The sequence below is a fragment of the Streptomyces sp. NPDC006207 genome, assembly GCF_040613835.1.
Lineage (GTDB): Bacteria > Actinomycetota > Actinomycetes > Streptomycetales > Streptomycetaceae > Actinacidiphila.
Genome location: NZ_JBEXSX010000004.1, coordinates 130,769 through 144,742, shown reverse-complemented (window position 1 = coordinate 144,742; position 13,974 = coordinate 130,769). Strand labels below are relative to the sequence as shown.

The window sequence follows — 13,974 nt, the reverse complement described above, 5'->3', positions numbered from 1 at the left end:
CCCGGGCCCGGTCAGACGACGGGGCTCAGGCCCCCGTCGAAGTTGATGCCGGTGCCGGTGACGTAGCCGGCCCGGCCGGACAGCAGGAAGGCCACCAGGTCCGCGAACTCCTCGGCGCGGCCCACCCGGCCCAGGGGGATGCCGGACTCGCGGCCCATCGTGGCGTACAGCTCCTCGACGGTGATCCCGCGCTCCTCGGCCTGCCGGGTCCACTGGCCGCTCTCGACCAGGCCGACGAGCACGGCGTTGACCCGGATGTTGTCGGGCCCGAGCTCCTTGGACAGCGCCTTGGTCAGCGCGAGGCCGGCCGCGCGGGAGACCGAGGTCGGGGTGCTGCCCGCGCCGGGGGACTTGGCGGAGACGGCGAGGGTGTTGACGACGCTGCCGCCCCCCGCGGCGCGCAGGTGGGGGAGTGCCAGCCGGGTCAGCCGCACCGCGGCGTGCAGCTTCAGCTGCAGGTCCTCCTCCCACACCGAGTCGTCCTGGCGCTCGAAGAAGCCGGCCGCGCTGCGCCCGGCGTTGTTGACCACGGCGTCGATCCGTCCCCAGCGCCCGTCGGCGGCGGCGACGAAGCGCTCGAGGTCCTCGGGGCGGGTGACGTCGGCCGGCACGCCCAGTACGTCGGCGCCGGTGGCGCCCAGTTCCTTCACCACGTGCTCGATGCGCTCGGGGTCACGTCCGCACAGCGCCACCTTGGCGCCCTCGGCGGTCAGCCGCCGGACAAGGGCCGCGCCGAGTCCGTCGGACCCTCCGGTGACCAGCACGACCTTGCCGTTCAGTTGCAGATCCATGTGACGCATTCTTGCCACCTGGAACAGCTGATCGTCAAGCGCTCAACTTGGCGACGAAACGCCCGAATCCCGAGGTGTGCCAGGTCGTGCCGTCGGGGTCGACGGCGAAGGCCTCCACTTCGGGGAGTCCTTCCAGCCACTCCCGGGCCCGGCCGCCCATGGCGTAGCCGGCCGTCGCCCAGGTGTCCGCCTCGGTGAGGGACGCGCACACCACGGTGAGCGACGCGAGTCCCCCGGCGGGCGGCGCACCCGTGTGCGGGTCGAGGATGTGGCAGCCGCGTTCGGCGGGACCGGAGGTGGCGACGGCCAGCTCGCCGTCCGCCTCGACGACGGTGGCCAGCCCCCCGGGCCGCAGCGGATCGGCGATGCCGACCCGCCAGGGGCCGCCGGTCAGCTGGACGTCGCCGCCGCCGTTGAGGCAGACCTTCCCGGCGCCCGCCGCCGCGATCGTCGTGGCGGCCCGCTCGACCGCCCAGCCCTTGACCAGGCCGGTGGGGTCGAGCGCGGTGCCGGGGCCCGCGTAGCGCGGGGTGAACCAGCCGTCGGTGCGGCGCTCGGCGTCCTCGCACAGCCCCAGGACCTCGCGCACCTCGCGTGAGCACTGCGCGAGGGCGAGTTCACCACGGCCCAGCCGGCTGATCTCGCTGTCGGCCCGGAAGGTGGAGAACACCGCGTCGACCTGGTGCAGGCCCGCCACCGCCTCGTCCAGGGCCGCCCGGACGCGCGGCTCGCGGGCACCGCGCACGTCGAAGGAGAACACCGTCCCCATGCAGTGCTCCACGTGCCGCAGGCGCGGGGGGTTGTCGGACATCGTCAGGCACCGGCCTTGTCCAGGGCGCTCTGCAGCGACTTGCGGTAGCCCTCGCTGGTGAAGGAGGCACCGGAGACGGTGTCGATCTGCGCGCTCTGGGCGGTGACCGCGGCCCGGTCGAGCTGCGGGACGGCGCTGGCGGTGAGCTGGTCGCTGGTGGGGGTGCCCGCGGGCGCCTGGACGGCCGCGGCCGAGACGATCCGCCCCCCGTCGACCGTGATCTTGACCTGGACGGGGCCGTAGCTGGTCTGCGCGACGTCCCCGGTGACGGTCTTCCGCGCGGGCGCGCCACCCTGCTTCCCCGGGGCCCGCGCCCCGCCGGTGCCGCGTCCGTCCGCCGGGGCCGAGGCCACCGGCACCGACGGGTCCGGGCCGGCGGGCGAGGGGGCCGCGGAGACCGGCGGCACCTGCTGTGCCGGGGCCCCGGCCTGCGAGGTGAAGGGCGCCGTCGTCGGCTTCAGGGCGAGCAGCAGCACGACCCCGGAGACGGTCGTCACGCTGCTCAGGAGGATCCGGCGCAGCGGGTGCTTCTTCTTCACTCGGACCTCACATCTCGAAGGACTCGTGGTGGATACGGCGTTCGGGCACTCCCGCCTCGCGCAGCGCGGAGTACGACTCCTCGGCCAGCCCCGGGGGGCCGCACAGGTACACGTCGTGCCGGTCGATGTCCGGCAGCATCCGCCGCAGTCCCTGCGCGGTGATCTCCGGGCGGGCGCCGCCGGGTCCGTTCACCGCGTACACCAGGCGTGCGCCGCGTTCGGCGGCGATCTCCTCCAGCTCCGCCCACAGCGCGAGGTCCTGCCTGCTGCGGGCCCGGTACAGCAGCGTGAGGTCGCCGGGCGCGGCCGGCAGCGTCTCGAACAGCGCCCGCAGCGGGGTGATCCCGGCGCCGCCCGCCAGCAGCAGCACCTTGCCGCCGCGGCGGCGGGCGGCCGTCATGGCGCCGTAGGGGCCCTCGGCCCACACCCGTGTGCCGGGTTCGAGCGAGGCCAGCGCGGAGCTGTGGCCGCCCACCGCCTTGACGGTGATCCGCAGCAGGTCGGGCCGGGGCGGCGCCGACAGCGAGTACGGGTTGGCGCTCCAGCGCAGCCCCGGGGCGAGGAAGCGCCAGCGGAAGAACTGGCCGGGCTCGGCGCCCAGGCGGTGCAGCCTGCGTCCCGTGATCAGCACCGAGACCACGCCCGGCGCCTCCTCGACGGTCTCCGCGACCCGCATGCGGTGCCTCATGTTGAGCCGGACCGGCACCAGCACCCGGTACCAGAGGACCAGCCCCGTCACCGAGCCGTACAGCGCGTACCAGATGCCGCGCGCGGTGGCGCTGCCGGCGAACTCGGCACCGGTGGCCAATTGGTGCCAGAAGGTCAGGTAGACCGCTGCGTAGGTCAGCAGGTGGACGTAGTACCAGGTCTCGTAGCGCAGCCGGCGGCGCAGGACGCCCGCCGAGACGAAGCCGATGACCAGCAGCAGCACGGTGCCGGCCGTCGCCTCGATCATCCGCGGGTAGTCCAGGACCACGGAGACCGACTGCTGTACGAGCGGCTGCCCGGACTGCTCGGAGTAACCCCACAGGATGAGCGCGACGTGGACGACGACCAGGCAGACGGCGTACCGGCCGCTCATCGCGTGCCAGCGGGCTACCCGGTCGCTGCCCACACGCCGCTCCAGCGCGGGGACGCGCGCCATCTGCAGGACGACCAGGGCGATGGCGTAGCCGCCGAGCAGGCCGGTGATCCGGCCCGCCGCGGTGAGCCAGCCGGCCGTGGTCGGCTGGATGTAGGGGGTGTTGCCCCACCACAGCCACACGACCCCGGCGGCGCCCGCCCAGGCCAGCAGGAGCAGCGGGATCGCGGGGGAACGGCGGGGCCGGATCCGGCGCATGGCCTGCCGCCTGCCCGCCCTGCTGTTGTGGATCATCGTGGTCGTGGCCGCCATGCGCATGGGTACGCACGGCTCCGCGCCCCTGCTCAAAGCCCGGTTTCCCACCACGCGCCGTACCGCGATGTGGTATTGCGTGCGCTCCGCGGGGCGGCCGGGTGCGGGCGGCCCGAGCGTCCGGGGCGCGGCTGCCGCGGGGAGCGGCCGACCCGCCTGTGAGCTGCGACGACACGGCCGATTGACGAATCATGCGGGGGAGTGCATACTTATACCCAACAGCGTATGCACCACCATCGCCGCCATACGCACCGGACCTCGCGCACCAAAGGAGAGACCCGTGACCGAGCGCGTCGTACTCGCCTACTCGGGCGGACTGGACACCTCCGTCGCCATCGGATGGATCGCCGAGGAGACCGGCGCCGAGGTCATCGCCGTGGCCGTGGACGTCGGCCAGGGCGGCGAGGACCTGGACGTCATCCGCAAGCGGGCGCTCGCCTGCGGCGCGGTGGAGGCCGAGGTCGCCGACGCCAAGGACGAGTTCGCCGACGAGTACTGCCTCCCGGCGATCAAGGCCAACGCCCTCTACATGGACCGCTACCCGCTGGTCTCCGCGCTCTCCCGGCCGACCATCGTCAAGCACCTGGTGGCCGCCGCCAAGAAGCACGGCGCCTCGATCGTCGCCCACGGCTGCACCGGCAAGGGCAACGACCAGGTCCGCTTCGAGGCCGGCATCTCCTCCCTCGCCCCCGAGCTGACCTGCATCGCGCCGGTCCGCGACTACGCGATGACCCGGGACAAGGCGATCGCGTTCTGCGAGGAGAAGAACCTCCCCATCGCCACCACCAAGAAGTCCCCCTACTCGATCGACCAGAACGTCTTCGGACGCGCCGTCGAGACCGGCTTCCTCGAAGACATCTGGAACGCCCCGATCGAGGACGTCTACGAGTACACCCAGAACCCGGCCGGCCCCCGCGAGGCCGACGAGGTGGTCATCACCTTCAAGCAGGGCGTCCCGGTCGCGATCGACGGCAAGCCGGTCACCGTCCTGCAGGCCATCCAGCAGCTCAACGAGCGCGCCGGCGCCCAGGGCGTCGGCCGGATCGACATGGTCGAGGACCGCCTGGTCGGCATCAAGTCCCGCGAGGTGTACGAGGCTCCGGGCGCGATCGCCCTGATCACCGCCCACCAGGAGCTGGAGAACGTCACCGTCGAGCGCGAACTCGCCCGCTACAAGCGGCAGGTCGAGCAGCGCTGGGGCGAGCTGGTCTACGACGGCCTGTGGTTCTCCCCGCTCAAGCGGGCCCTGGACGGCTTCATCGACGAGGCCAACCAGCACGTCACCGGCGACATCCGGATGACCCTGCACGGCGGCCGCGCCGTCGTCACCGGCCGGAAGTCCGACCAGTCCCTGTACGACTTCAACCTGGCGACCTATGACACCGGCGACACGTTCGACCAGTCGCTCTCGAAGGGCTTCATCGAGATCTTCGGCATGTCGTCGAAGATCGCGGCCAAGCGCGACCTTGCGTAGTCAGTAGCCTCGACCACGGCAGCCCGCCTCCCCGCCCCTGCCGGCGGGGAGGCGGCCGCACATCCACCCCCGAGGGAAGCGAGCAGACCAGTGAGCACCAACAGCGGCGACGTCCGGCTCTGGGGCGGCCGTTTCGCCGACGGTCCCGCGGAGGCGCTGGCGAAGCTCTCCGCGTCCGTCCACTTCGACTGGCGGCTCGCGCCGTACGACATCGCCGGCTCCCGCGCCCACGCGCGCGTGCTGCACAAGGCGGGCCTGCTGAGCGACGTCGAGCTGACCCGCATGCTCGCCGGCCTCGACCAGCTGGAGTCCGACGTCGCCGACGGCTCCTTCACCGGGACCATCGCCGACGAGGACGTCCACACCGCCCTGGAGCGCGGCCTGCTGGAGCGGCTCGGCCCCGACCTCGGGGGCAAGCTGCGGGCCGGCCGGTCCCGCAACGACCAGGTCGCCACGCTCTTCCGGATGTACCTGCGCGACCACGCCCGGATCATCGGCGGCCTGATCGCCGAGCTGCAGCACGCCCTGGTCCGGCTCGCCGAGACGCACTTCGACGTCGCCATGCCCGGCCGCACCCACCTGCAGCACGCCCAGCCGGTGCTCTTCGCCCACCATGTGCTCGCCCACGTCCAGGCGCTGTCCCGGGACGCCGAGCGGCTGCGCCAGTGGGACGAGCGCACGGCGGTGTCCCCGTACGGTTCCGGCGCGCTGGCCGGTTCCTCGCTCGGGCTGGACCCGGAGGCGGTCGCCAGGGACCTCGGCTTCGAGCACGGCTCGGTGGCCAACTCCATCGACGGCACGGCCTCGCGCGACTTCGTCGCCGAGTTCGCCTTCATCACCGCCATGATCGGCGTCGACCTCTCGCGGATCGCGGAGGAGGTCATCATCTGGAACACGAAGGAGTTCTCCTTCGTCACCCTCCACGACGCCTTCTCCACCGGCTCGTCGATCATGCCGCAGAAGAAGAACCCGGACATCGCGGAACTCGCCCGCGGCAAGTCCGGGCGGCTCATCGGCAACCTGACCGGCCTGCTCGCCACGCTGAAGGCGCTGCCCCTGGCGTACAACCGCGACCTGCAGGAGGACAAGGAACCGGTCTTCGACTCCTGCGACACCCTCGAGGTCCTGCTGCCCGCCTTCACGGGCATGATGGCCACGCTCACCGTCAACCGGGAGCGCATGGAGGAGCTCGCCCCGGCCGGCTTCTCGCTCGCCACGGACATCGCCGAGTGGCTGGTGAAGCGGGGCGTGCCCTTCCGTGTCGCGCACGAGGTCGCGGGGGAGTGCGTCAAGGTCTGCGAGGCCGAGGGCATCGAGCTGGACCAGCTGACCGACGAGCAGTTCGCCAAGATCTCCCCGCACCTCGCTCCCGAGGTGCGCACCGTGCTGAACGTGCCCGGCGCGCTGGCCGCCCGCGACGGTCGCGGCGGGACCGCTCCGTCGGCGGTGGTGGTCCAGCTCGCCGAGGTCAAGCGGGACCTCGCCGTCCAGTTGGCGTGGGCGCAGGCCAAGGGCTGATCCCGCGAGCAGGGAGCCCGGCCGGGTCCGTCCACCCGGCCGGGCTTCTTCGTCGTCGCGCGTGAGACACTGATGTCTTATATGGGTTAGCCTTGTCTCATGAGCTTCGATCGTGAGCAGGTCCTGCGGGACGCGGCCGACCTGCTGTCGCGGCGCGCCACCGCCTCCATGGACGAGATCGCCAAGGCCGCCGGCATCAGCCGGGCCACGCTCCACCGGCACTTCCCCGGCCGGGACGCGCTGGTGCGGGCCCTCGGCCTGCTCGGCATCGCGCAGACCGAGGAGCGCCTGGACGCGGCGCGCATCGAGGAGGGCGACCCCGTCGAGGCCGTCCGCCGGCTCATCAGCGAGGCCGTGCCCGTCTCCGGTTTCCTGGCCTTCCTCTACGGCGAGAACCAGATCTACGACGTCGCCGAGATCAACGAGGGCTGGGCGCGCATCGACGCCCGGGTCGCCGCCCTCTTCCGGCGCGGCCAGGAAGACGGCGCGTTCCGCTACGACCTGACCCCCGCCTGGCTCGTCGAGGCGCTGTACGCGCTCATCGCCGCTTCGGCCTGGTCCGTTCAGGACGGCCGCATGGCCCGCCTCGACCCCGCCCGCATGGTCACCGAACTGCTGCTCGGCGGCATGCTGCGCGACCCCCGGAGCGGGTCGTGACCACCGCCGCACCCGTCACCACCCCGCGCCACGACGACCGCGGCCACCCGGGGCGCTGGCTCGCCCTCTGCGTCCTCACCCTCGCGCTGCTGCTCATCGCCGTCGACGCCACCGTGCTCGGCCTGGCCGTGCCCTTCCTCAGCGCGGACCTGCGGCCCACCTCCACCCAACTGCTGTGGATCGGCGACGTCTACTCCTTCGTCATCGCCGGCCTGCTCGTCTCCATGGGCGGCCTCGGCGACCGCGTCGGACGCAAGCGGCTGCTGCTCACCGGCACCGCCGCCTTCGGCGCGCTCTCCGTGCTCGCCGCGTACGCCACCACCCCCGGCATGCTCATCACCGCCCGCGCCCTCATGGGCGTCGCGGGCGCCACCCTCATGCCGTCCACGCTCGCACTGATCCGCACCCTCTTCCCCGACCCGCGCGAGCGGAGCTTCGCCATCGGCGTCTGGGGCGCCGTCTCGACCGCGGGCGCCGCCCTCGGCCCGGTCGCCGGCGGGATCCTCCTCGAGCACTTCTGGTGGGGCTCGGTCTTCCTCATCAACCTGCCCGTCATGGCCCTGCTGCTCGTCGTGGGCGCCCGGTTGCTGCCCGAGTCCCGCGACCCGGCGCCCGGCCCGTGGGACCCGGCCAGCGTCCTGCTCTCGCTGCTGGGCATGTTCGGCGTCGTCTACTGCGTCAAGCAGCTCGCCGTGCACGGACCCGGACCCGGCGCGGCCGGTGCCGGCGTCCTCGGCGCGGCCTGCCTGTACACCTTCGTCCGCAGGCAACTCGCCCTGTCCAAGCCGCTGCTGGACATGCGTCTGTTCCGGCACCTGGGCTTCTCCGGCGCGGTGCTGGCGGACCTGCTCACCGTGCTCGGGCTCGCCGGGAGCGTCTTCTTCCTCTCCCAGTTCCTCCAGCTCGTCCAGGGCCGCTCCCCGCTCCAGGCGGGACTGTGCGAACTCCCGGCGACCCTCGGCGCCGCCGCCACCGGGCTCGTCGCGGGCGCCGTCGCGCGCCGCTGGTCGGTCCGGGTCGCCGTCACGGGCGGCCTCGGCGCCACCGGACTCGCCCTGACCGCCCTCCTGGCCCTGCGCCCCGGCACGGGCTACCTCTTCCTCGGCGCGGCCCTGCTGGTCGTCGGCGCCGGAGCCGGGCTGTCGTTCACCGTCACGGCCGACGTCATCCTCTCCAGCGTCCCGCCGCAGCAGGCCGGTGCCGCCTCCGGTGTCTCCGAGACCGCGTACGAACTCGGCGCCGCCCTTGGCATCGCCCTCCTGGGCTCCGTGGTCACCGGCATCTCCGGCGGCCCGGCCTCGGCCGACCCCGCCGCCTTCACGGACGGCCTGCGCGCCGCCTCCGCCGCCGGGGGCGCCGTCCTGCTGCTGGCGGCCACCGCCGCCTGGCGCCTGCTGCGCGGCCAGCGGCTCGCGGACGGCCGGGTCACCCCGGTGGGCCGCTGACGGGCTGACGGCCTGACCGTCCGGGGCCCGGTCAGGCGGCCCCGGGGTCGTCGAGCGTGAAGACCGTCAGCCACTGCGAGCCGGCGGGCGTGTAGCCCAGGTCCATCAGCGCCGTGGTCACCGCGCGCATGTGCCCCGCGCCGTACAGGATCCCGGCGGTGAACGGCTCGGGACGGCCGGCGCGGGCGTGGTGCACATGCGTCACCGCGTCGATCAGCAGGCGGTCGCGCCGGTGCACGACCAGGTCGTCCGTCCCCGTCCAGAATTCCGCGGCCTCCACCTCGTCGTCGCCGGGCAGGTCCTCCAGCTGCAGGTGCCGGGCGAGGAACCGGCGCGTACCGAGCAGCCGCATGCCCGCGACGTAGACGGGGATGAGCGCGGCCAGCGTCGCGCGCTCCCTGAGCGGCACCCGCCGCCACCTGTCGTCGAACTCCTCACCGGTCATGTCCGGGCACACCACGGGCACGCCCAGCGTGGCGAAGTCGATGTCCTGGACGACCAGTCCCAGACGTTCGTGGCCCGCGAGGCTGCGGTACGACCGCGTGAGCGCCAGCGCCGCCGTACCGCCCCGGACGCCCTCGGCGATCACCAGATCGCACGAGGCGCGCAGACGGGCCGTCACCTCCGCGTAGAACGCCGGCTCCGCCAGGTGGACCATCGGGTACAGCTCGAAGGTCAGCGCCGTCGCACGGCTGCGGAAGCGGATGACCGCCGACCGTACCCCTGCCAGCTCCGTGACCTCGATGTACTGCACGCGTCCCCCCGCCCCCGGCGGATCCGTCAATCGGAGGGACGCGCCACGAGGGCCGGCGGGTTGCACCGGTGCCCGCGCTGACCACCGACGTCAACTCCCGGCGAGCGAGGCGGGTTTGCAGTCCGTATGCTGCCGGTACCCGCCGCGGGGGAGGGAGCGCCATGAGCACGGACGCACAGTCCGGCCAGGACACCGACGTCCTGGCCGTCCTGAGGGAGCACACCCTCGACTGCCGCTACGAGGAGGCCGAGGCCCTCATCGGCGCCGAACTCGCCCGGGCGGAAGGCGACCCGGGGCGAACGGCCCGACTGCACGTCGCGCGGGGCCGGTTGCGGCTGCGGCAGTACGAACACTCCGCGGCGCTGGCGGAGTTCGCCACGGCCCTGCGCCACGACCCGGAATGCGGCCCGGCGGCGGGGTGGCGCGTGGCGGCCCTGGACCGCATGGGCCGCCACGACGAGGCCCTGGCCGAGGGCACGGCGGCCGCGGCGCGGCTCCCGGAGGCCGTGGACGTCCACACCGCGCTGGGCTGGCTGCACCACAACGCCTGCCGCTGGGACGAGGCACTGGCGGCCTTCGAGCGGGCCACCGCCGTCGGACCGCGCCACGCGGAGGGCTGGATCGGCGCCGCGTGGACGCGTGTCGAACTGGGCGACACCGCGGCCGCGCTGCGGGGACTGGAGGACGCCGAGCGCGGCCTCGCCGACCCCGTCGAGGTCCGCTGCGCAGCCGTACGGATCGCGGCGAGCCGGAGCGGGGGCGAGGTCGCCCACGCCAAGCTGGTCTCCGCCCGCTCCCTGGACAGGGACGACATCGCCGTACTGACGGCGGAGGCCAGGTACGAGAGCGGCCGGGGGACGGGCCGGGCCGCACTGGAGGCCGCCGAGCGCCTCGTGGCCCGGTACGGCCGCCGGCCCGACGCGCACGTCGAACACGCCCGCTGCCTCCTGGAACTCGGCCGCCGGGACGAGGCCGCCCTGGCCTGCGACCGGGCGCTGGCGCTCGAACCGCGCTGGGCGCTCGCGTGGGAGTACAAGGCCGCGGTGCAGCGGCTGCGCGGCGACCTGGCGGGAGCGCTGGCCACGGGCCGGCGGGCGGTGCGGGCGTGCGGGTACTCGCCCGGCGTCAGGCTCGAACTGGCCGTCGCCGAACTCGCCGGCGGAGCACCCGACCGCGCCCTGGCCCTCACCGAGGAGGCGCTGGCACTCGATCCCTGCTCCGGCTGGGGCTTGGGCGTCCGCGCCGAGCTGCTGCTGCGCGGCGGCGACGTGGACGGGGCCGTCGCGGCCGTCGGGCACGCGGCCGCGCTGCGGCCCGCCGACCCGGAGGCACTGGCGAGCCTCGCCTGGGCCCTGGGCGCGGCCGCCCGGTACGACGAGGCGCTCGCCGCCCTGGCACGCGCCAGGGAGCTCGACCCCGCAGACACCTCCCTGATCGAGCGCGCCCTGGCCCTGCTGCGCAGCGCCCACCGCTGGGACGACGCGGCGGACCTGATCGCCTCGGTGCGTGCCGCGGACCGCACCGGAGACCTGGAGGGGCTGCTCCTGGAGGAACAGGCCTGCCTGTCCTACGCGCGGGAGCAGTATGCGCGGGCACTGGAGGAGTGCGAGGCCGCGCTGCGGGCGGAACCGGGACGCCGCTTCGCGGCCCGCCTGCGCGTGCGGTCCCTGCGCGGGCTCGGACGTCTCGCCGACGCCGAGGCCGCCGCCCGGCAGTGCGCCGAGGCCGCCGCCGACGACCCCGAGGCCCAAGCCCTCCTGGCGACGGTCCTGTTCGCCGCGGAGCGCACCGACGAGGCACTGGCCGCCGTCGACCGCGCCCTGCTGCTCGACGGCAACTCGGCGCAGGCGCACGGCGCGCGGCTCGACGGCCTCCGGGAGGCGGAACGGTGGGACGAGGCCGAGGCCGCCCTGGAGGAGGCCGCGCGCTGCGGCGTACCCGCCGACGTCGTGGCCGCCCAGCGTGCCAGGACGGCCCTGGGGCGGGACGATTACGACGCGGCCCTGGCCGCGGCCGAGGAGTGCCTGCGCCTGCGTCCGGACGACGTGGAGGCGCTGGAACTGCTCACCGCGGCGCACCTCGGCCGCGGAGACGGGCCCGCGGCCGAGTCGGCCGCGGGCCGGGCCGCCGCCGCGACGCCCCGCTCGGCCGCGGGCCCCTGCGTGCTCGCCTGGCTCTTCGCCGAGCTGGACCGCCCGGCAGAGGAGTGCGCGGCGTACGAGGAGGCGCTGCGGCGTGAACCGGACCACCGGGACGCGCTGCTCGGCAGGCTCTCGGTACTGCGCAAGCTCGGGCGCTGGGACGAGGCCGAGCGGGCCGCGGAGGAGGCGGCCGGGCTGCGGCCCGAGGACCCGCACGTGCTGATCGCCGTGGGCCGGTTGTACTCGGCGATGGAACGCCCCGGCGACGCGCTGCCGTTCGCCCGGCGCGCCGGCGAACTCACCGGTGGTGCCGCCGACGCCGTGGGTCTGCTGGCCTGGGTGCTGCGCCGCTCCCGGCGCTGGGACGAGGCGGAGCAGGTGCTGCGGCGCAGCGTGGAACGCCGTCCCACGGCTCCGGACGCCCACATGGACCTGGCCTACTGCCTGTGGGACCAGGACAGGGACGCGGAGTGCCTGGAGAGCGTCGACCGCGCCCTCGTCCTGCGGCCCGACCGCGTCCGCACGCTGACCTTCAAGGTGGAGGTGCTGTGCGCGCTGCGGCGGTGGAACGAGGCGGAGGCCGTGGCGCGCCGTGCGCGCGGCAGCCACCCGGAGATCGCCGCCGCGCACGTCGCGACGGCCCAGGTGCTCGCCGGCACCTACCGCCGGGAGGAGGCACTGCCCCACCTGCGGCGGGCCCTGCAGCTCGAACCGGACCACGAGTGGGCGTGCCGGCTGCTGATCGGCACCCTCGCCGGGCTGGGCCGCTTCCAGGAGGCGGAACAGGCCGCGGAGGCGCTGCTCGGCCGGGTCCCGGACGCGGTGTCCGTGCGGTGCCGGCTGGCCGCCGTGCTCCGCGAGCAGCACCGGTACGACGAGGCCCTGGCCCAGTGCGAACGCGCCCTGGCCGACGACCCGTACAGCGTGGCCGCCCACGACCAGCGGGCCACCGCACTGCGCGAATGCGGCAGCCTGGACGAGGCCGAGAGCTGCGTCGAGGAGTTCACCCGAGGCCGCCCGCACCTGACGTCCATCCGGTTCGAGCTGGCGGCGGTGCACGCGGAGCGCGGCGACCACAGCACGGCCCGGCGGGTCCTGGACGAGCTGCTGGAGTCCGCCCCCGGTCCCCTCGGCCGGGCCGAGGCCCGTGCCGCGACCGGCTGGGTCGCGCTGATGGACCAGCGTCCGCTGGACGCGGCGGACGCCTTCGGGGAGACCCTGCGGCAGTGGCCGCACGACCACGACTTCCGGGTCGGCCGCGCCTGGTCGTTGGTGCGCCTGGCGGACCTCGCCCCCGGCGGCCCGCAGGCGGACGAGCGCCTCGCCGAGGCGGCCGCCCACTGCCGTGCCGTCAGCCGTGAGGACCCGCGCAACGCCGTCGCCCACACCTGCCTCGGGCTGATCGCGCACCGGCGTGGGGAGCCCGCCGCCGCCGAGCGGCACCTGTCCCGGGCCGTGGAACTGGACCCGTACGGGCGCTCGCACACCGAACTGGGCGCGCTCCACGTGCAGCTCGGCCGGTACACGCAGGCCGAGACCGTGCTGCGGCGGGCCGTGGAACTGGACTGGTACGACGTGCAGGCCCACGTCGAACTGGGCAGCCTGGCACTGCACCGGGCCCGGGAGGGCGCAGGCGCCGTCACACTGGCGGAGGCGGCCGGGGAGTTCCGCCGGGCCGTCGCGGTGGACCCGGACAGCGGCAGCGCGGCCCTCGGGCTCGCGGTGGCGCTGGCGGAGGGCGCGGGGGACCTCGGCGCCGCCGAGGAGGAACTGCGGCGTGTGCTGGGCCGGCGCGGGGTGCGGGACCAGCCGGAGTGGCAGCTGCGGCTCGCGCTCGCGCGCCTGCTGGTGCAGGCCGGCGACGCCGAGCAGAGCGCCGACCGTTACCACGACGCGGGCGTGGAGGCCCGGGCCGCGATCCGGCTGGCCGAGCGCGAGGCCGAACCGCACTTCGTGGCGGGTGTCGTGGAGCAGCGCCTGGGCACGCAGACCGTGGACGTCCGGCTGAAACTGCTCCACCGGAGCCGGGCCCGGCGTTTCCTGACCCGCTGCCGCCGCCTCGACCCGGCGCACCAGGACGCGGAGCGGGCGCTGCGGCTGCTGGAGGAGGACGCCCGGGCCGCCCGGGGGAGCCGGCTGAGCAGCGCGGTGCTGGTGCTCGTGGCGACCGCCGTCCTCGCCGCGGCCTGGGTCGACTTCCTGTGGAAGCACCACGTCACCGCCGTGATGCTCACGACGCTGACGCCGGTGCTGGCCGGGCTCATCGCGGTCGGGTTCCTGCTGCCGGTGCTGATCCGGCTCAAACTCCCGGGCGGGATGGAGGCCGACCTGTCGGCGAGCATCGGCCAGATCTCCCGCGGCCCACGCGGCGAGGTCGTGCTCACCCCGGCGCGGACGCCCGCCGGCAACGGGCCGGTCGGCCGGATGCCGCGCCTGTGAGCGGGGAGGGGT

General features: G+C 74.6%; 10 protein-coding genes. 5 read left to right on the top strand and 5 right to left on the bottom strand.

Features of this window, described 5'->3' with window-relative positions:
- Positions 1-11: 11 nt before the first annotated feature.
- The 4 genes from ABZ312_RS04600 to ABZ312_RS04585 are packed head-to-tail and all read right to left on the bottom strand — an operon-like array spanning position 12 to position 3,534.
- On the bottom strand, positions 12-791 hold the full coding sequence (locus ABZ312_RS04600; protein WP_500358404.1) for an SDR family oxidoreductase: 780 nt from the start codon (positions 789-791) through the stop codon (positions 12-14).
- 34 nt (positions 792-825) lie between these two features.
- On the bottom strand, positions 826-1,602 hold the full coding sequence (locus tag ABZ312_RS04595) for an FAD:protein FMN transferase (protein WP_500436458.1): 777 nt from the start codon (positions 1,600-1,602) through the stop codon (positions 826-828).
- 2 nt (positions 1,603-1,604) lie between these two features.
- Positions 1,605-2,141 carry an FMN-binding protein gene (locus ABZ312_RS04590; RefSeq protein ID WP_500322360.1) on the bottom strand — a complete coding sequence of 179 codons (537 nt, stop codon included), beginning with the start codon at positions 2,139-2,141 and terminating at the stop codon, positions 1,605-1,607.
- Positions 2,142-2,148: 7 nt separating this feature from the next.
- On the bottom strand, positions 2,149-3,534 hold the full coding sequence (locus ABZ312_RS04585) for a ferredoxin reductase family protein (RefSeq protein WP_500322362.1): 1,386 nt from the start codon (positions 3,532-3,534) through the stop codon (positions 2,149-2,151).
- A gap of 280 nt (positions 3,535-3,814) precedes the next feature.
- On the opposite strand from ABZ312_RS04585, the gene ABZ312_RS04580 reads away from it, so the two are divergent.
- From ABZ312_RS04580 to ABZ312_RS04565, 4 genes are all read left to right on the top strand, one after another.
- Positions 3,815-5,008, top strand: coding sequence for an argininosuccinate synthase (locus ABZ312_RS04580; RefSeq protein ID WP_499510858.1), 1,194 nt, complete (start codon positions 3,815-3,817; stop codon positions 5,006-5,008).
- 90 nt (positions 5,009-5,098) lie between these two features.
- Entirely contained in the window at positions 5,099-6,526 is a 1,428-nt protein-coding gene (argH, locus tag ABZ312_RS04575; RefSeq protein WP_500322363.1) for an argininosuccinate lyase, read from the top strand.
- A gap of 99 nt (positions 6,527-6,625) precedes the next feature.
- On the top strand, positions 6,626-7,183 hold the full coding sequence (locus ABZ312_RS04570; RefSeq protein WP_500322364.1) for a TetR/AcrR family transcriptional regulator: 558 nt from the start codon (positions 6,626-6,628) through the stop codon (positions 7,181-7,183).
- Entirely contained in the window at positions 7,180-8,628 is a 1,449-nt protein-coding gene (locus tag ABZ312_RS04565) for an MFS transporter (RefSeq protein WP_500358401.1), read from the top strand. Before ABZ312_RS04570 ends, ABZ312_RS04565 begins: the two co-directional genes overlap by 4 nt.
- Before the next feature lie 31 nt (positions 8,629-8,659).
- Here the strand turns inward: ABZ312_RS04565 and ABZ312_RS04560 are convergent, their stop codons facing one another.
- Entirely contained in the window at positions 8,660-9,382 is a 723-nt protein-coding gene (locus tag ABZ312_RS04560) for a hypothetical protein (RefSeq protein WP_500322367.1), read from the bottom strand.
- A gap of 161 nt (positions 9,383-9,543) precedes the next feature.
- Between ABZ312_RS04560 and ABZ312_RS04555 the strand changes: the two genes are divergently transcribed.
- Positions 9,544-13,962, top strand: a complete 4,419-nt coding sequence (locus ABZ312_RS04555) for a tetratricopeptide repeat protein (RefSeq protein ID WP_500436456.1) — start codon at positions 9,544-9,546, stop codon at positions 13,960-13,962.
- Positions 13,963-13,974 lie beyond the last annotated feature (12 nt).

Excerpts from the sequence above, each read along its gene's own strand:
- ABZ312_RS04585 (WP_500322362.1), bottom strand. The coding sequence starts at position 3,534 with ATGGCGGCCACGACCACGATGATCCACAACAGCAGGGCGGGCAGGCGG.
- ABZ312_RS04600 (WP_500358404.1), bottom strand. The coding sequence starts at position 791 with ATGGATCTGCAACTGAACGGCAAGGTCGTGCTGGTCACCGGAGGGTCC.
- ABZ312_RS04555 (WP_500436456.1), top strand. The coding sequence starts at position 9,544 with ATGAGCACGGACGCACAGTCCGGCCAGGACACCGACGTCCTGGCCGTC.
- ABZ312_RS04595 (WP_500436458.1), bottom strand. The coding sequence starts at position 1,602 with ATGTCCGACAACCCCCCGCGCCTGCGGCACGTGGAGCACTGCATGGGG.
- ABZ312_RS04570 (WP_500322364.1), top strand. The coding sequence starts at position 6,626 with ATGAGCTTCGATCGTGAGCAGGTCCTGCGGGACGCGGCCGACCTGCTG.